The sequence below is a fragment of the Sphingomonas sp. SUN019 genome (assembly GCF_024758705.1).
In the GTDB taxonomy this organism is placed as follows: domain Bacteria; phylum Pseudomonadota; class Alphaproteobacteria; order Sphingomonadales; family Sphingomonadaceae; genus Sphingomonas.
Genome location: NZ_CP096971.1, coordinates 3,735,967 through 3,752,695, shown reverse-complemented (window position 1 = coordinate 3,752,695; position 16,729 = coordinate 3,735,967). Strand labels below are relative to the sequence as shown.

Here is a 16,729-nt window from a genome sequence, read left to right as displayed (position 1 = left end):
TCAGAACAAGCCCGCCTCTACCCCCAACGCCGCCGCCAGATCGGCCAGCGCCTGTTCCTCGCCATCCACCTTGATCGCGGTCATGCCCAGCGCGGCGGCGGGTTTGCAGTTGATCCCCAGATCGTCGAGGTACACGCATTGATCCGGCGTCATGCCCAGATGATCGCACATCATCGTGTAGATGCGCGGGTCGGGCTTGCGGATACCGACCTTGCTGCTCTCCAGTACGCAATCGAACCGCTCCAGCACCGCGCGCATCTCGCGCGCCTTGTCCGCCGATCGCGCCATCCCCGCGCCTTCGCCCGCGGGCACGTTGTTGGTGATGCAGCCCAGATGATAGCCGTGGCGCTTCAGCCAATCGAGCGCGTGCACCATCCGCGGCCGGATATCGCCCGCCAGCACCGCCAGCACGTCCTCTCCGCGCAATTCGTGGCCCAGCGCCTTCGCTTCCTCCGCGAACGAGGCGTCGAACCCGGCCGAATCGATCTCCGCCCGCTCGAACCGCGCCCAGGCGTTGTCTTCCGGGGCCAGCGCATTCACCTTGCGGATGAAATCCTTTGGCAGCGCGCGTTCGCGCTCCAGCCGGTTGAAGGCCTGAAACGGCGACGAGGTGATGACCCCGCCGAAATCGAAGATGACCGTATTGCGCATTGAGTCGCTCGTAACGGCGCGCGCGCCTCAGGCAAGCCCCGCCACGATGACGCTCGCACGCGGATCGGCGGTGCCCGTCACCGCCTCGCGGTACGCCACCAGCGCGCCGTCCGCGCCTTCGCGCCGGTCCAGCCGCGTCAGATCGCGCACATCGCGCATGAAACGCCCCCAGCTTTCGCCGATCGCCGCGCGAAACGCGTCGCCGCCCCATTCCGCGCCGCGCTTCTCGATCCGCGCCGGTGCGAAGAAAAACGCCATCCGCGGCCCCTCGCCGGTCGCCTCCCAATGCGTCTTGCCGACCCCCATCGCAAAGGTCAGCGATTCGTCCAGCCGCGCCGCGACCTCGGCGGCGACGGCGGGATTGCCCGCAAAATCGATCAGCGCGGTCTCCCCGCCAATCGCAATCTCGCCGACCGCATCATAGGTCACGACGCGGTCGTACAGCCCGGTCTCCGCGACGAACGCGGCGCTGCCGGGCGAGGTCAACCCGATCAGCAACGGCCGCTTCGTCTGCTCGCGCATCGCGTGCGCAAAGCCGAGCGCGGTCTTGCTCGACGCCGCGGTCGCGATCACCTGCGCCAGATTTTCCTGCTCGTCGAACAACTGGTCCGCGATCAGCCAGCCGGTCAGGTACAGCGGTCGGAACACCGGCCAGTAATCCCGGTCCGCCACATCATAATCGTCGAGCGCACTAACGCGCTGGTAGCGGTTGTAGAACGCCGGCAGCGCCTGCCGCCGCGGCATCGCATCGACGAAGCCGACTGCGCCGACCCGCTCAGGCCGCAGCACCGCATGGCTCGCCAGTGGCCAGTATCCGTAGAGTTCCTCGCCCTCCGCCAGACCCGGCACGGTCGACCGCGTCACCCGCGCGAATCCCCACACCGGCAACCGCCCCGGCGCGCCGCGATCGCCGAAGAAATCCCAATAGCCCGCATCCGGCCCCAGAAACCCCATCGGCTTGCCCAGCGCAGCATAGGTCACGTTATTCGCGGTCATCGCGAACAGCTCGACCGCGACTTCGATCTCACCCTCCGCCAACGGTTGCTCCGGCGCATCCGACACCACCGCCTGGGTGATGTCGTCGCGGTCGATGTCGATGGCCCAGCGTGTCATGCGGCGATCCTGCCGCGCCGATATGTCACCCTCATGTCAGTATTCCAGCGTCAGCCCCGGCCGCGCCCAGCGCGTCTTCACCAGCCGTCCGGTTCCCGACAGCGTGATCCACGCGTCCATCATGTCGTCGCCGCCGAAACAGATGTTGGTCGTGAAGATGTCGTCGGTCGCGACGAATTCGACCAGCTCGCCGGTCGGCGACACCACGCTGATCCCGCTCTCCCCGATGGTGGCCACGCAGACGTTGCCACTCGCCTCGACGGCCAACGAATCGAAGAATTTATACCCCGCCGGACGATACAGCGGAATGCCCGGCCCGCCCGGCCCCGCATCGCCCGCAACCTTGCCCGGCGCGGTCACGTTGAACTTCATCAGACGGCAGGTGTAGGTTTCGGCCGCATACAGCGCGGACCCATCGGGCGACAGGCCGACGCCGTTCGGGTTGTTGCTGGGAAACACCACCTCTTCCAGATGGCTCCCATCGGCCTTCGCATAGAAGATGCCAACGATGTCATGCGCCCGGGCGGCGTAATCGACCTTGCCGTGATCGGTGAACCAGAACCCGCCATGCGCATCGAACACGATGTCGTTCGGCCCGCGCAGCACGCACCCGAAATCGCCCGATTTATACAGCACCTCGACCGCCCCAGTCGCCGGATCGATCCGCTCGATCCGCCCGCCCGAATAATCCGACGCGATCCCGTGGGGCGCGAGGTATCCATTGGTCTCGTTCCACTCGAAGCCGCCGTTGTTGCAGCAATACAGCAGCCCGTCCGGCCCCATCGCGAGCCCATTCGGCCCCCCGCCCGGCTCCGCCACCGTCTCCTTGCGCCCATCGGGATACACCCGCGTGATCCGCCCCGGCTCGATCTCGACCAGCACGATGCTCCCGTCCGGCATCCACACCGGCCCCTCCGGAAAGCGCAGGCCATCGGTGACGGTCGTGAAGTCGGGCATCCAGTTTCTCCTATTTTCACCATTGTCATTCCCGCGAAAGCGAGAACCCATGGCCTTTGCGCGCATCATTCACGACGCGGGCGATCGCCGCAAGGTCACGAGATGGGTTCCCGGGTGGCCGGGAATGACGTTAGGAGGGAGCATGACCAAACTCAGGACCGGCGGCCGTATCCTCGTCGACAACCTCGTCGCGCAGGGCTGCGACCGAATTTTCACCGTGCCGGGGGAAAGCTTCCTCGCGGTATTGGACGCGCTGCACGACACGCCGCAGATCGACCTCGTGACGTGCCGGCAGGAGGGCGGCGTCGCGTTCATGGCCTGCGCCGACGGCACGCTGACGCACCGCCCCGGCATCGCCTTCGTCACCCGCGGCCCCGGCGCGACCAACGCCAGCATCGGCGTCCACGTCGCGATGCAGGATTCGCAACCGATGATCCTCTTCATCGGCGACGTCGACCGCGGCACGAAGGACCGCGAGGCGTTCCAGGAAATCGACTTCCCGGCGATGTTCGCGCCCATCGCCAAATGGGCCGCGAAGATCGACGACGCCCGCCGCATCCCCGAATACATCGCCCGCGCTTATGCGACCGCGATGAACGGACGGCCGGGACCGGTCGTGCTGGCGCTGCCGGAGGATATGCTGCTCGATGAGGTCGAGGCGGTGGACCGGCCCAAAGTCGATCCGCTCTGGCCACATCCGGACCCCGATTTGCTTGAGGAGATGCTCCGCCTGACGTCGCTGGCTGAGCGTCCGGTCGCAATCATCGGCGGTGCCGACTGGACTGAACAGGCCGGTCGGTCGATCTCGAATTGGGCGATAGCGGCGGGTGTTCCGCTGATCGCGGCTTTCCGTCGGCAGGATGCAGTGTCCAACGATTGCCCCGTTTGGGCAGGAAATCTTGGCTACGGCCCCAACCCCAAGCTGGCTGAGCGAGTGCGGGAAGCCGACCTGTTGCTCGTCATCGGCGCTCGGCTCGGAGAAGCCACCACCGATGGTTACACGCTCATCACCCCCGACCATCCGGGGCAGAAGCTGGTCCATATTCACCCAGACGCAACGGAATTGGACCGCACTTACCGCGCAGACCTCGCGATATGCGCCGGGCTTACCGCTTTCGCCGAGAACCTGACCCCGTCTGCCGATAAGCAGCATTCCGCCGGTGTGGAAGCCCACGCCGAATACCTCGACTGGACCACCCCCAAACCGCGCGACCTGAAGATGGACCTTGGCCCATGCGTCGCGACGATGCGCGACAAACTTCCCGCCGACAGCATCATCTGCAACGGCGCCGGGAATTACAGCGGCTGGTGGCATCGCTACTGGCGCTACGCCGGTCCCGGCACGCAACTCGCCCCGACCGCAGGAGCGATGGGCTACGGCGTCCCCGCCGCGGTCGCCGCGAGCTTGCGCCGCCCCGACCGGCAGGTCGTCGCGCTTGCGGGCGACGGCTGCTTCCTGATGAACGGTCAGGAATTCGCCACCGCGGTCCAGCACGGCTGCAACATGCTGGTGTTGGTCATCGACAACAGCGCCTACGGCACGATCCGCATGCACCAGGAACGCGAATTTCCCGGCCGCATCGCGGGCACGCGCCTCGCCAACCCGGACTTCGCCGCGCTCGCCCGCGCCTATGGCTGCTGGGCCGACACGGTCGAAACCACCGAAGATTTCGCCCCGGCGCTCGATCGTGCGATGGCTGAACCCGGCGTCCGCCTGCTCCACATCAAGACCGACGTGGAGGCGATCACTGCCGGAACGACGCTGAGCGCGGTGGCCCGGCGCTGAACAAGAGAAGGGCCGCCCCACCTTCGTAGGACGGCCATTCGATCAGCCGGGTGACGGCTTCAGCGCCAAATCAGATATCGTCGCCCAGCGCGCCCTTGATCTTGCCGGCGGTCTGCTGGGCCTTGCCCTTGGCTTCCTGCGCCTTGCCTTCGGCATCCAGCCGGTCGTTGCGGTCGGCACCGTCGCCGGCCAGGCCCTGCTTGGCCTTACCGATCGCTTCGTTGACGTTGCCTTTAACCTTATCGACGAATTCGCCCATATTGGCCTCCATCACGCTTCGGGGACGACCATTCGCCCTCGCTATCCCGTGAAGCAAAAACCAGCGAATATGCGGCTTGTTCCGTGACAGTTCCGATATTTGCGTTGATTCAAATCAAGCCCGCCAGCGGGCTCGACGGATCGGCGTAGCGCCGCACCCCCATCCGGCCCGCACGGTACGACATCCGCCCCGCCTCGACCGCCGACCGCATCGCTGCCGCCATCAGGATGGGGTCTTTCGCCTCGGCGATCGCGGTGTTCATCAGTACGCCGTCACAGCCCAGTTCCATCGCCACCGCCGCATCCGACGCCACGCCCACGCCAGCATCCACCAGCACCGGCACCTTCGCGCCCTCCACGATCAGCCGGATCGTCACGCGGTTCTGGATGCCCAGCCCCGACCCGATCGGCGCGCCCAGCGGCATGATCGCGACCGCGCCGACGTCCTCCAGACGCTTCGCCGCGATCGGATCGTCGACGCAGTAAACCATCGGCAGGAAGCCGTCCTTCGCCAGCACCTCGGTCGCGCGCAGCGTCTCGACCATGTCGGGATACAGCGTCCGCGCCTCTCCCAGCACCTCCAGCTTCACCAGATCCCAACCACCCGCCTCGCGCGCCAGGCGCAGCGTACGGATCGCCGATTCAGCATCGAAACAACCCGCGGTGTTGGGCAGATAGGTTATGCGCTTCGGGTCGATGAAGTCGGTCAGCATCGGCGCGTTCGGATCGGACACGTTCACCCGCCGCACCGCCACGGTCACGATCTCCGCCCCGCTGGCTTCCACCGCCGCCGCGTTCTGCGCGAAATCCTTGTACTTGCCCGTGCCGACGATCAGCCGCGACCGGAACGTCCGCCCGGCAACGGACCAGGTATCCGCGTCCACCGGGCGCGCATGGTCGCCACCCCCAACAAAATGCACGATCTCCAACTCGTCGCCATCCTCCACCATCACGCTCGCCAGCGTCGACCGCGGCACGACCTCCAGATTGCGCTCCACCGCGACCTTTTCGGGCACCAGCCCCAGTTCGGTCGCCAGCGCCGCCAGCGAAAGCCCGGCGGCGACGCGCTTGTGTTCGCCGTTCACGGTGATCGACACGGTTCCGTCGGTATGCGGCATTGCGACTCCAGACTGACACGAGCGGATTTGCCCGCCCGACCCGCGCGATATAGGAAGCGTGCGCACCCCGCCGCAACCGAAAGCCCGCCCTTGGTCAACACCGTCTTCGTCCTCAACGGCCCGAACCTGAACCTGCTCGGCACCCGCGAGCCGGAAATTTACGGCCACGACACGCTGGACGACATCGCCGGGCAGCTGGAGGATCGCGCACGCGAACTGGACCTGACGATCGACATGCGCCAGTCCAACCACGAAGGGCATCTGGTCGACTGGCTGCACGAGGCGCAGGCGTATGACGCGCGCGCCGTGCTGCTGAACGCGGGCGCCTTCACGCACACCTCGATCGCGCTGTACGATGCGATCAAGGCGGTGAAGACGCCGGTGATCGAGGTCCATTTGTCGAACCCGCACGTCCGGGAGGACTTTCGCCACGTATCCTATGTCGGGCGCGCGGCGCGCGGGACGATTGCCGGGTTCGGCGCGCTGTCGTACCTGCTGGCGCTTGAAGCCGCGGCGCGCATCTGACACAGCGCGCGCCCGTATCAGGGGAACTGGGGTCGCATGGCCGATAATTTTGATTCAGACGCGATGAAGGTCGATATCGACCTCGTCCGCCAACTTGCCGAACTGCTCGACACCACCGCGCTGACCGAGATCGAGGTCGAGCACGGCGACCGCAAGATTCGCGTCGCACGAAAGGCCGCCGCCGCGGCCGCGGTCCAATACGCGCCGCCGGCCGCTCCAGCGCCGGCCGCGCCGCACACCGCCGTCGCCAGCGTCACGCCCGCGGAATCCGCACCGCCCGGGCCAGCCGCGAACGCGGTGCGCTCGCCGATGGTCGGCACGGTCTATCTCTCCGCCGAACCCGGCGCCGCGCCCTTCTCCGCGATCGGCAAGACCGTCGCGGCGGGCGACACGCTCGTAATCGTAGAGGCGATGAAAGTGATGAACCCGATCGTCGCGCCCGCCGCAGGCACGATCACCGCGATCCTGGTCGAAAACGGCCAGCCGGTCGAATTCGACCAGCCGTTGGTGGTCGTAGAGTAATCATGCCGCAGATCACCAAACTGCTGATCGCCAACCGCGGCGAGATCGCGCTGCGCATCCACCGCGCGTGCCACGAAATGGGCATCCAGACCGTCGCGGTCCATTCGACCGCGGACGCCGACGCGATGCACGTCCGCCTCGCCGACCAGGCGATCTGCATCGGGCCGCCGTCCGCCACCGACAGCTACCTCAACATACCCAACATCATTTCCGCCGCCGAGATCAGCGGCGCGGACGCGATCCATCCCGGCTACGGTTTCCTCAGCGAAAACGCCAAGTTCGCGGAAATCGTAGAGGCGCACGACATCGTCTTCGTCGGCCCGAAACCCGAACACATCCGCACGATGGGCGACAAGGTCGAGGCGAAGCGCACCGCGGGCGCGCTCGGCCTGCCGCTCGTGCCCGGCTCCGACGGCGCGATCAGCGACCTAGCCGAAGCGAAACGCCTCGCCGAAAACATCGGCTATCCCGTCATTATCAAGGCCGCATCCGGCGGCGGCGGGCGCGGGATGAAAGTCTGCACATCCGAAGACCAGCTCGAAACCCTAATGCAGCAGGCCGGGACAGAGGCGAAGGCGGCGTTCGGTGACGCCACCGTCTACATGGAAAAATACCTCGGCAACCCGCGCCACATCGAATTCCAGATCTTCGGCGACGGAAAGGGCAACGCGATCCACCTCGGCGAACGCGACTGCTCGCTCCAGCGCCGCCACCAGAAGGTGCTGGAAGAGGCCCCCTCCCCTGTCATTACGCCCGAAGAACGCGACCGCATGGGCGGCGTGGTCGCAAAGGCGATGGCCGACATGGGCTATCGCGGCGCGGGCACGATCGAATTCCTGTGGGAAGACGGCGAATTCTACTTCATCGAGATGAACACCCGGCTGCAGGTGGAACATCCGGTGACTGAGGCGATCACCGGCCTCGACCTGGTCCGCGAACAGATCCGCATCGCGGAGGGTCACCCGCTGACGCTGCGCCAGCAGGACGTCCAGTTCCGCGGCCACGCGATCGAATGCCGCATCAACGCCGAAGACCCGCGGACCTTTTCGCCGTCGCCCGGCCTCGTGAAGGGTTACCACGCCCCCGGCGGCATGAACGTCCGCGTCGATAGCGGGCTGTACGCGGGCTACAAGGTGCCGCCCTATTACGACAGCATGATCGCGAAACTGATCGTCTACGGCACCACCCGCGCCGGCGCGATCCGCCGCCTCCGCCGCGCGCTGGAGGAGTTCGTGATCGAAGGCCCGGTCACCACCATCCCCCTCCACCGCGCGCTGATCGAGGATCCGGAGTTTCAGGAGGGCGCGTACACGATCAAATGGCTGGAGGAATGGCTGGCCAAGCAGGGGGCGTAGGGACGCTCGCCCGGTCGCCTTCCCATCCCGCCGTCATTCCCGCATAACCACCAATTCCCTCATCCGTCATTTTCACGAAGGCGGGAATGACGGGTCGTTGAATCGAAGCAGCCGGCCCAACCTCCACACCCGTCACCTCAGCGAAAGCTGGGGTCTCCCAATTGGCTGACGTTGCGCGCACGTCAAGGAGATGCCAGCCTGCGCCGGCAAAACGGCTTGGGGCGGGGTCGGGGGAAAGAATGCGCAAATTCACCGCATGGGCCGCCCTCATCCTCGGCCTGCTATTCCTCGCGCTCTTCATCTTCCGCACCCCGGATACCGACCCGGCCGCCATGCGCGCCAAATACGCCGCACCCCCATCGCGCTTCCTCGACATCGGGAACGGCCTGACCATCCACTACCGCGACACCGGCCCGCGCAACGCGCCCGCACTAATCCTGCTCCACGGCTCCAACGCCTCGCTCCACACCTGGGAACCGTGGGCCGCACGCCTCGACAAGACCTACCGCGTCATCCGCCTCGACCAGATCGGCCACGGCCTCACCGGCCCGAACCCCACCAGCGACTACACGCAGCGCGCGTTCGTCAAGACGCTCGACCGCTTCACGCAGAAACTCGGCCTCACCCGCTTCGCGCTCGCTGGCAATTCGATGGGCGGCGGGGTCGCCTGGGGCTATGCGCTCGCGCACCCGGACAACGTGTCCGCGCTGATCCTGGTCGATTCGGTGGGGCAACCCGAACCCGACGGCGGCAAGGCCCCGCTCGGTTTCCGCATCGCCCGCATCCCCGTGCTGCGCGATCTCGCCGCGATGGTCACCCCGCGCCGCCTGATCGAGGACAGCCTGCCCGGCGCGTTCGCCGACCCGAGACTCGCCGACGACGAACAGATCGACCTTTACTGGAAATTGCTCCGCTACCCCGGCAACCGCCAGGCGACGATCGACCGCTTCGCCACCCCGCGCTCATCAGCCACGCCCGAAATGCTCCGCCGCCTGAAAATGCCCGTCCTGATCGAATGGGGCGAAAAGGACGCACTGATCCCCGTCTCCTCCGCCCGCTGGCTCGCCCGCGCGATCCCCGGCAGCCGCCTGATCGTCTATCCGAACACCGGCCACATCCCGATGGAGGAGGCCCCAGACGCCAGCGCGCGCGACGCCGCCGCCTTCCTCGCCAGCGTGGAGCCAAGCTGATGTTTACCGGCCACTACGCCCCCGCCGTCCTCGCCGCCGCGCTCCCCCGCGCGCGCGAACGCGGCCTCGGGGTCGGCACGCTCTTTATCGCCGCGCAACTCGTCGACCTCGCGTTCTTCAGCTTCGTGCTGCTCGGCGTCGAGAACATGCGCGAGGTGCCGGGCTTCACTGCGATGAACCCGATGGACCTGTACCATATGCCCTACACCCACAGCCTGATCGGCGCGCTGGGCTTCGCCGCGGCATGGGCGATCGGTGCGCGGCTGCTGCGGTGCGACTGGCCCGCGGCGTGGATCGGTGCCGCCGTCGTCGCGTCGCATTGGCTGCTCGACCTGCTCGTCCATGCGCCCGACCTGACGCTGACCGGGGTCGGCCGCCGCTACGGCTTCGGCCTATGGAACCATCCGACGATCGAGATGCCGCTCGAACTCGGCCTGATCGCGCTTGCGCTGGTCTTCTACGCCTCCCGCACTCGCGCCACCGGCTGGCAGGGCAAGGCGTCGCTCATCACGCTGATCGCGATGCTTGCTCTGCTACAGGCGGTCAACTGGTTCGCCCCGCAATCGCCCGTCACCATCGATCCCGTGCCGCCCGCGACCCCGCTGACCGCGCTCGCCGCTTATGCGATCCTCACCGCGCTAGCGTGGTGGACCGCCGCCACGCGCGCGCCCGGGGCTGGACCTGCCGTCCACTCGCTCTAAAGGCGCTAGCCATGACCATGCTGGAACCGGGCCGCAATTGCTGGCGGATCGAACGTGCGGACCGGGCGGCGGTGATCGTCGACGCCGATGCCTATTACCGCGCCGCACGCGAAGCGATGCTCGACGCAAAGCATCAGATCATGCTCGTCGGCTGGGATTTCGACGCGCGCATCAAGCTGGCGTGGAGCGACGAACATCCCGAGGCCCCGACCGAGGTCGGCGATTTCATCGGCTGGCTGGTCCGCCGCACGCCGGGGCTGCAGGTCTACGTGCTGCGCTGGGACAAGGGCGCGCTGAAGACATTGTTCCGCGGCAAGACATTGTGGACGCTCACCAAATGGCGCTTCCTGCGCGATCGCATCCACCTGCTGCTCGACGGCGCGCACCCCGTCGCCGCGTCGCAGCACCAGAAGATCGTCGTGATCGACGATTGCCTCGCTTTCTGCGGCGGGATCGACATGACCGACGAGCGTTGGGACACGCGCGAACACAACGACGACGAACCACACCGCCGCTCCCCGCGCGGCAAGCCCTACAAGCCGTGGCATGACGCGACGACCGCGCTGACCGGCCCGATCGCGAAGGCGCTGGGCGACCTGTGCCGGATGCGCTGGAGCTTGGCTGGCGGCACGGAAATCACGCCGCCGCCCGTGTCCCACCACGTTTGGCCCGAAAGCATCATCCCCGATTTCGAGGGCGTCGACGTCGCCATCTCGCGCACCCAGCCGAAGCACGAGGACGGCCCCGAAGCGCATGAGATCGAACAACTCTACATCGATCTGATCGCGCGCGCGAAACGCCGTATCTATGCCGAGAGCCAGTATTTCGCCTCCCGCAAAGTGGCCGAGGCGATCGCCAAGCGGCTCGACGAGGCCGACGGTCCCGAGATCGTCATCGTCAACCCGACCGCCGCGCAGGGCTGGCTCGAACCGATCGCGATGGACACCGCGCGTGCGCGGCTGGTGCAGGCGCTCCACCACCATGACCGCAACGGCCGATTCAAGATGTACCACCCGATGACCGCGGGCGGCGAAGGCATCTACGTCCATGCCAAGGTGCTGGTGATCGACGACGACATCATCCGCGTCGGTTCGTCCAACTTCAACAACCGCTCGCTCCGTCTCGACACCGAGTGCGACGTGACGATCGAACACATCGGGGACGCCATCCCGACGATCCGCGACGGCCTGATCGCCGAACATCTCGGCGTCGACGCGGCCGAAGTCTCACGCCGCCTGAAGGACGGATCGATGATCGCCGCGATCGAGGAACTGCGTGGGGCAGGCAAGACGCTGATCCCCTACGAAGTCCCCGATCTCAATGCGGTCGAGGAATGGCTCGCCGACAACGAAGTGCTCGATCCCGAAGGGCCGGGCGAGATGTTCGAAGGCTTCTCTAAGCGCGGCCTGCTCCGCCGCCTGAAACACCGGATGCGCCTGCCCAAGCGGCGCGGGGTGACGCCGCCCGCCCGCCACGCTATGCGCGCGCCATGACCGAAATCACCGCCCAGATCGTCGCCGACCACGGCCTGTCGATCGACGAATACGACCGCGTCCTCAGCGCGCTCGGCCGCACACCGAACATGGTCGAACTCGGCATCTTCTCGGTCATGTGGTCCGAGCATTGCAGCTACAAATCGTCGCGCATCCACCTGAAGAAACTCCCCACCACCGGCCCCCAGGTGATCTGCGGCCCGGGCGAGAATGCGGGCGTGGTCGACATAGGGGACGGCCAGGCCGCGATCTTCAAGATGGAGAGCCACAACCATCCGTCGTACATCGAACCCTATCAGGGCGCGGCGACCGGCGTCGGCGGCATCCTGCGCGACGTGTTCACGATGGGCGCGCGCCCGATCGCGAACCTGAACGCGCTGCGCTTCGGATCGCCGACGCATCCCAAGATGCGCCACCTGATCGCGGGCGTCGTCCACGGCATCGGCGGCTACGGCAATTGCGTCGGCGTGCCGACCGTCGGTGGCGAAGTGAACTTCCACCCCGCCTATGACGGCAACATCCTGGTCAACGCGATGACCGTCGGCATCGCGAACACCGACAAGATTTTCTACTCGGCCGCCAGCGGCGTCGGCAACCCGATCGTCTATGTCGGGTCGAAAACCGGTCGCGACGGCATCCACGGCGCGACGATGGCCTCGGCCGATTTCGGCGAGGATGCCGAGGCCAAACGCCCCACCGTCCAGGTCGGCGACCCCTTCACCGAAAAACTCCTGATCGAGGCGTGCCTCGAACTGATGGCCAGCGACGCGATCGTCGCGATCCAGGATATGGGCGCGGCGGGCCTCACCTCGTCCAGCGTCGAGATGGCCAGCAAGGGCGGCGTCGGCATCGAACTCGTCATGGACGATGTGCCGCAACGCGAAACCGGCATGACCCCGTATGAGATGATGCTGAGCGAAAGCCAGGAGCGGATGCTCATGGTGCTGAAGCCCGGCCGCGAGGATTTCGCGCAAGCCATCTTCACGAAGTGGGAACTCGATTTCGCTGTCATCGGCCACGTCACCGAAGCCGGTCCGGATGGGGGCCACATGGTCCTGAAATGGAAGGGCGAAACCGTCTGCGACATCCCGCTAGGCCCGCTCGCCGACGACGCCCCGCTCTACGACCGCCCGCACGTCCCCACGCCCCCCGCGAAAGCGTTGGTGAACGTCCCCGAAAGCCGCGACATCGCCGCCGACCTGCTGACCCTGATGGCCAGCCCCGACATCGCCAGCCGCCGCTGGATCTGGGAGCAATATGACCACATGGTCGGCGCCGACACCGCGCAGCGCCCCGGCGGCGACGCCGCGGTTGTCCGCGTCCACGGCACGCCGAAGGGGCTGGCCATGACCACCGACTGCACCCCGCGCTACTGCTTTGCCGATCCGGTCGAGGGCGGCAAACAGGCGGTGGCGGAGGCGTGGCGCAACCTGACCAGCGTCGGCGCGACCCCGCTCGCCATCACCAACTGCCTCAACTTCGCCAACCCGCAACGCCCCGAGATCATGGGCCAGATCGTCGGCTGCCTCGACGGCATGAGCCAGGCCTGCCGCGCGCTCGACTTCCCGATCGTGAGCGGCAACGTCAGCCTCTACAACGAGAGCAAGGCCACCGGTGGCGGCAGCGCCATCCTCCCCACCCCCGCGATCGGCGGTATCGGCCTGCTCGCCGACTGGACGAAGAGCGCGACGATCGCCTTCAAGGACACCGGCGACGTCATCCTTGCGGTCGGCACGCGCCGCGGCGACCTCGGCCAGACGCTCTGGCTGCGCGAAGTCCACGGCCGCGAAGAAGGCCCCCCGCCGCGCGTCGACCTCGACCTGGAACGCAAGACCGGCGACCTGATCCGCGCCGCGATCACCGCCGGGCAACTGACCGCGGTGCACGACGTATCCGACGGCGGCATCGCGGTTACGCTCGCCGAAATGGCGCTCGCCGGCAACATCGGCGCGATGATCGACCGCAAACAACCGTTCGACTGCGCACATTCGTTCTTCGCCGAGGATCAGGGCGTTTATATTGTCACCGTCGAGGACTCGGCCCTGATGGACTTCCTCCATGCCGCGCTGGACGCGGGGGTGGAAGCAGAACCGCTCGGCCGAACCGGCGGCAAACGTCTGATCTTCGAACGCCCCAACCGCGACGACGTGGTGTCCCTGGACGCGCTGCGGGAGGCGCACGAAGGGTTCTTCCCGAAGCTGATGGGTGCGGACGCCGCGCTGGCGTAACTATTTCGCCAGCTTGTCGACCTTGTCCTGCAACGACGCCAGTTCCGCCTTCAGCGCGGCGATCTCCGCGTCCTTGCCGGCATGCGCATCGTCGCCCTTCACCGGCGGTTTGAACGCGCTGGCGGCGGCTTCCAGCATCGCCATGTTGCGCTTCGCCATTTCGGCGAACGGCGATCCGGCGAACGCGCCCTCGACCGCGGATTTGAACTGTGCGTGGTTGCGGCGGAAACTGTCCATCGACGCGTCGAGATAGCCCGGCACCATCGCCTGCATCGAATCGCCGTACATCGAGATCAGTTGCCTCAGGAAGTTCACCGGCAGCATCGTCTGCCCGCGGCTTTCCTCCTCCATGATGATCTGGGTCAACACGTTGTGCGTGATATCGTCGTCGGTCTTCGCGTCGACCACCTTGAACTCGCGCCCTTCACGCGTCATCGCGGCGAGATGCTCGAGCGTGATGTAGGATGAGCTTTCGGTATTGTAGAGGCGGCGATTGGCGTACTTCTTGATGATGACCGCGCCGTCACCGTTATGCTGCTTCTTCATCGAGGCCCCCGGACCGTGAGATATGTCGTGGGTACAGCACAACTTGCCGCACCGCAACACGGCCCCAGGCCCTTGCCCTTGTTCCTGGATATGCTGCGCGAACAGACCGCAGCATCGCCCGAGCGCCGCGCCGCAGCACTGGCCGGTTTGAAGCGGTATCAGGATGCGGTGCGCCCCGCCGCGACGCGCCCGATGCCCGCACGATTCCGCAAGGGCGCGGCGCGATTGCGCGACTATGGCGGCGACGGGCGTCCGGTCGTGTTCGTACCGTCGCTGATCAATCCGCCCGCGGTGCTCGACCTTACGGCGGAACGTTCGATCGTGCGGTGGATCGCCCGGCAAGGGTTTCGCGCGTGGCTGCTCGACTGGGGCACACCGAATGCGGCGATGCGCAACCTCGACGTGGCGGACCATGTCGACCGGGTGCTGCTGCCGCTGATCGCCAAGCTGCCCGAACCGCCGTTGCTGGTCGGATATTGCTTGGGCGGGACGATGGCGCTGGCGGCGGCGGCGCGCGGCAATGTTGCGGGTCTGGCGACGATCGCGGCACCGTGGAATTTTGCTGGTTACGGCGATGCAGCACGCCACGAGATGGCGGCGCTATGGGCCGCCGCGCGCCCGACGTGTGAGGCGCTGGGGCTTGTGCCGATGGAGGTGCTGCAGTCGGGGTTCTGGAAGCTCGATCCAGCGCGCACGATCGGCAAGTACGAAGCGTTCGCGACCATGCCCGACGCCGAGGCCGCGACCTTCGTCGCGCTGGAGGACTGGGCCAACGCAGGCGCTCCGCTGACGCTGGCGGCGGGACGCGAACTGTTCGAGGATTTCCTGCGCGACGATCTGCCCGGGCAGGATCGCTGGCGTGTCGGTGGGGAAAGAATCACGCCCGGTGCTCTTCGCTGTCCCGCGATCGAATTCGTCTCGCTCAGCGACCGGATCGTTCCCGCCGCCAGCGCCGCCGGCCTTTCCGAACGCCGCGATTCGGGTGCGGGCCATGTCGGGATGGTCGTCGGCAGCCGTGCGCGGAGCGGATTGTGGGAACCGCTGGCGGACTGGCTTCGCGGCGTTGCAGCATCTACATAGCCGCCAAACCGGATAAGGAGTTCCGCCCGTGGACGTCGTCATCACCGCCGCAAAGCGCACCCCCGTCGGCAGCTTCCTCGGCGCATTCGCCACGACGCCCGCGCACGAACTCGGCCGCATCGCGATCGAGGCCGCGCTGGAGCAGGCTGGCGTGTCGGGCGACGATGTGAGCGAAGTCATTCTGGGTCAGGTGCTTACCGCGGCGCAGGGCCAGAACCCGGCGCGGCAGGCGTCGATGGCGGCGGGCGTGCCGAAGGAAATCCCGGCGTGGGGCGTCAATCAGGTCTGCGGTTCGGGCCTGCGCGCGGTCGCGCTGGCGTTTCAGGCGGTGCAGACCGGTGACGCGAAGATCGTCGTCGCTGGCGGCCAGGAGTCGATGTCGCTGTCGGCGCACGCGCAAAGCGTTCGCGGCGGGCAGAAGATGGGCGACCTCAGCCTGGTCGACACGATGGTCAAGGATGGCCTGACCGACGTGTTCAACGGGTATCACATGGGCATCACCGCGGAGAATCTGGCCGAGCAATATCAGGTCACCCGCGCCGATCAGGACGCCTTTTCGGTAGCCTCACAGAACAAGGCCGAGGCAGCGCGCGCGGAGGGCCGCTTCAAGGACGAGATCGCGCCGGTGACGATCAAGGGCCGCAAGGGCGACACGGTCGTCGATCAGGACGAATATATCCGCGCCGGGGCGACGATCGAGGCGATGCAGGGCCTTCGCCCCGCCTTCAAGAAGGACGGCACCGTCACCGCCGCCAACGCCAGCGGCCTGAACGACGGCGCGGCGGCGTTGGTCATCATGAGCCGCGAGGAGGCCGAACGCCGCGGGAGCCCGATCCTGGCCACGATCAAATCATGGGCGTCGGCCGGGGTCGACCCGTCGATCATGGGCATCGGCCCCGTCCCCGCCACCCGTCGCGCGCTGGAAAAGGCGGGCTGGACGATCGACGACCTCGACCTGATCGAAGCCAACGAAGCGTTTGCGGCGCAGGCGCTGTCGGTCGGCAAGGAACTCGGCTGGGACGCGTCGAAGGTGAACGTCAACGGCGGCGCGATCGCGATCGGCCACCCGATCGGCGCGAGCGGCGCACGCGTGCTCACCACGCTGATCTACGAACTGCAACGTCGGGGCGGGAAGCGCGGGCTGGCGACGTTGTGCATCGGCGGCGGCATGGGCATCGCGATGTGTATCGAGCGCGCCTAACCCTT

General features: G+C 66.9%; 16 protein-coding genes. 10 read left to right on the top strand and 6 right to left on the bottom strand.

What is annotated here, in order from left to right:
- Genes M0208_RS18170 through M0208_RS18160 form a run of 3 tightly spaced genes read right to left on the bottom strand, consistent with a single transcriptional unit; the run spans position 1 to position 2,721 of the window.
- Entirely contained in the window at positions 1 to 651 is a 651-nt protein-coding gene (locus M0208_RS18170; RefSeq protein WP_258893070.1) for an HAD-IA family hydrolase, read from the bottom strand.
- A 27-nt stretch (positions 652 to 678) separates the two neighbouring features.
- Positions 679 to 1,764 carry a DUF2855 family protein gene (locus tag M0208_RS18165; protein ID WP_258893069.1) on the bottom strand — a complete coding sequence of 362 codons (1,086 nt, stop codon included), beginning with the start codon at positions 1,762 to 1,764 and terminating at the stop codon, positions 679 to 681.
- A 36-nt stretch (positions 1,765 to 1,800) separates the two neighbouring features.
- Positions 1,801 to 2,721, bottom strand: coding sequence for an SMP-30/gluconolactonase/LRE family protein (locus M0208_RS18160; RefSeq protein WP_258893068.1), 921 nt, complete (start codon positions 2,719 to 2,721; stop codon positions 1,801 to 1,803).
- 142 nt (positions 2,722 to 2,863) lie between these two features.
- Between M0208_RS18160 and M0208_RS18155 the strand changes: the two genes are divergently transcribed.
- Positions 2,864 to 4,507: a thiamine pyrophosphate-binding protein gene (locus M0208_RS18155; protein ID WP_258893067.1), complete on the top strand. Its 1,644-nt coding sequence runs from the start codon at positions 2,864 to 2,866 to the stop codon at positions 4,505 to 4,507.
- A 70-nt stretch (positions 4,508 to 4,577) separates the two neighbouring features.
- Here the strand turns inward: M0208_RS18155 and M0208_RS18150 are convergent, their stop codons facing one another.
- Together M0208_RS18150 and thiS are read right to left on the bottom strand one after the other, a co-directional pair.
- Positions 4,578 to 4,766, bottom strand: coding sequence for a CsbD family protein (locus M0208_RS18150; protein ID WP_258893066.1), 189 nt, complete (start codon positions 4,764 to 4,766; stop codon positions 4,578 to 4,580).
- Between the two features lie 109 nt (positions 4,767 to 4,875).
- Positions 4,876 to 5,883, bottom strand: coding sequence for a sulfur carrier protein ThiS (gene thiS / locus M0208_RS18145; RefSeq protein WP_309547025.1), 1,008 nt, complete (start codon positions 5,881 to 5,883; stop codon positions 4,876 to 4,878).
- Positions 5,884 to 5,973: 90 nt separating this feature from the next.
- Between thiS and aroQ the strand changes: the two genes are divergently transcribed.
- From aroQ to purL, 7 genes are all read left to right on the top strand, one after another.
- Positions 5,974 to 6,408: a type II 3-dehydroquinate dehydratase gene (aroQ, locus tag M0208_RS18135; RefSeq protein WP_258893065.1), complete on the top strand. Its 435-nt coding sequence runs from the start codon at positions 5,974 to 5,976 to the stop codon at positions 6,406 to 6,408.
- Between the two features lie 36 nt (positions 6,409 to 6,444).
- Positions 6,445 to 6,930, top strand: a complete 486-nt coding sequence (gene accB / locus M0208_RS18130) for an acetyl-CoA carboxylase biotin carboxyl carrier protein (RefSeq protein ID WP_258893064.1) — start codon at positions 6,445 to 6,447, stop codon at positions 6,928 to 6,930.
- Between the two features lie 2 nt (positions 6,931 to 6,932).
- Complete coding sequence (gene accC, locus M0208_RS18125) at positions 6,933 to 8,285, top strand: acetyl-CoA carboxylase biotin carboxylase subunit (protein WP_258893063.1); 1,353 nt, start codon at positions 6,933 to 6,935, stop codon at positions 8,283 to 8,285.
- A gap of 239 nt (positions 8,286 to 8,524) precedes the next feature.
- A complete protein-coding gene (locus M0208_RS18120; RefSeq protein WP_258893062.1) occupies positions 8,525 to 9,475 on the top strand; it encodes an alpha/beta fold hydrolase in 951 nt (316 codons plus the stop codon).
- The gene (locus M0208_RS18115) at positions 9,475 to 10,176 is read left to right on the top strand and encodes a hypothetical protein (RefSeq protein ID WP_258893061.1); all 702 of its coding nucleotides are present in this window, start codon (positions 9,475 to 9,477) and stop codon (positions 10,174 to 10,176) included. Before M0208_RS18120 ends, M0208_RS18115 begins: the two co-directional genes overlap by 1 nt.
- A 17-nt stretch (positions 10,177 to 10,193) precedes the next feature.
- Positions 10,194 to 11,669 carry a phospholipase D-like domain-containing protein gene (locus tag M0208_RS18110; protein WP_258893308.1) on the top strand — a complete coding sequence of 492 codons (1,476 nt, stop codon included), beginning with the start codon at positions 10,194 to 10,196 and terminating at the stop codon, positions 11,667 to 11,669.
- Positions 11,666 to 13,897: a phosphoribosylformylglycinamidine synthase subunit PurL gene (gene purL / locus M0208_RS18105; protein ID WP_258893060.1), complete on the top strand. Its 2,232-nt coding sequence runs from the start codon at positions 11,666 to 11,668 to the stop codon at positions 13,895 to 13,897. The genes M0208_RS18110 and purL overlap by 4 nt, the downstream gene beginning before the upstream one ends.
- Here purL and phaR read toward each other — a convergent pair whose 3' ends face one another.
- Entirely contained in the window at positions 13,898 to 14,443 is a 546-nt protein-coding gene (gene phaR / locus M0208_RS18100) for a polyhydroxyalkanoate synthesis repressor PhaR (RefSeq protein ID WP_258893059.1), read from the bottom strand.
- A gap of 90 nt (positions 14,444 to 14,533) precedes the next feature.
- On the opposite strand from phaR, the gene M0208_RS18095 reads away from it, so the two are divergent.
- Together M0208_RS18095 and M0208_RS18090 are read left to right on the top strand one after the other, a co-directional pair.
- Positions 14,534 to 15,523: an alpha/beta hydrolase gene (locus M0208_RS18095; RefSeq protein WP_408988161.1), complete on the top strand. Its 990-nt coding sequence runs from the start codon at positions 14,534 to 14,536 to the stop codon at positions 15,521 to 15,523.
- Between the two features lie 28 nt (positions 15,524 to 15,551).
- Positions 15,552 to 16,724 carry an acetyl-CoA C-acetyltransferase gene (locus M0208_RS18090; RefSeq protein WP_258893057.1) on the top strand — a complete coding sequence of 391 codons (1,173 nt, stop codon included), beginning with the start codon at positions 15,552 to 15,554 and terminating at the stop codon, positions 16,722 to 16,724.
- Positions 16,725 to 16,729: the final 5 nt, after the last annotated feature.

What these genes read in the sequence shown, in the direction of transcription:
- M0208_RS18170 (WP_258893070.1), bottom strand. Translation starts at nt 651, where the DNA reads ATGCGCAATACGGTCATCTTCGATTTCGGCGGGGTCATCACCTCGTCG.
- M0208_RS18165 (WP_258893069.1), bottom strand. Translation starts at nt 1,764, where the DNA reads ATGACACGCTGGGCCATCGACATCGACCGCGACGACATCACCCAGGCG.
- M0208_RS18160 (WP_258893068.1), bottom strand. Translation starts at nt 2,721, where the DNA reads ATGCCCGACTTCACGACCGTCACCGATGGCCTGCGCTTTCCGGAGGGG.
- M0208_RS18155 (WP_258893067.1), top strand. Translation starts at nt 2,864, where the DNA reads ATGACCAAACTCAGGACCGGCGGCCGTATCCTCGTCGACAACCTCGTC.
- M0208_RS18150 (WP_258893066.1), bottom strand. Translation starts at nt 4,766, where the DNA reads ATGGGCGAATTCGTCGATAAGGTTAAAGGCAACGTCAACGAAGCGATC.
- thiS (WP_309547025.1), bottom strand. Translation starts at nt 5,883, where the DNA reads ATGCCGCATACCGACGGAACCGTGTCGATCACCGTGAACGGCGAACAC.
- accB (WP_258893064.1), top strand. Translation starts at nt 6,445, where the DNA reads ATGGCCGATAATTTTGATTCAGACGCGATGAAGGTCGATATCGACCTC.
- accC (WP_258893063.1), top strand. Translation starts at nt 6,933, where the DNA reads ATGCCGCAGATCACCAAACTGCTGATCGCCAACCGCGGCGAGATCGCG.
- M0208_RS18120 (WP_258893062.1), top strand. Translation starts at nt 8,525, where the DNA reads ATGCGCAAATTCACCGCATGGGCCGCCCTCATCCTCGGCCTGCTATTC.
- M0208_RS18115 (WP_258893061.1), top strand. Translation starts at nt 9,475, where the DNA reads ATGTTTACCGGCCACTACGCCCCCGCCGTCCTCGCCGCCGCGCTCCCC.
- M0208_RS18110 (WP_258893308.1), top strand. Translation starts at nt 10,194, where the DNA reads ATGCTGGAACCGGGCCGCAATTGCTGGCGGATCGAACGTGCGGACCGG.
- purL (WP_258893060.1), top strand. Translation starts at nt 11,666, where the DNA reads ATGACCGAAATCACCGCCCAGATCGTCGCCGACCACGGCCTGTCGATC.
- phaR (WP_258893059.1), bottom strand. Translation starts at nt 14,443, where the DNA reads ATGAAGAAGCAGCATAACGGTGACGGCGCGGTCATCATCAAGAAGTAC.
- M0208_RS18095 (WP_408988161.1), top strand. Translation starts at nt 14,534, where the DNA reads ATGCTGCGCGAACAGACCGCAGCATCGCCCGAGCGCCGCGCCGCAGCA.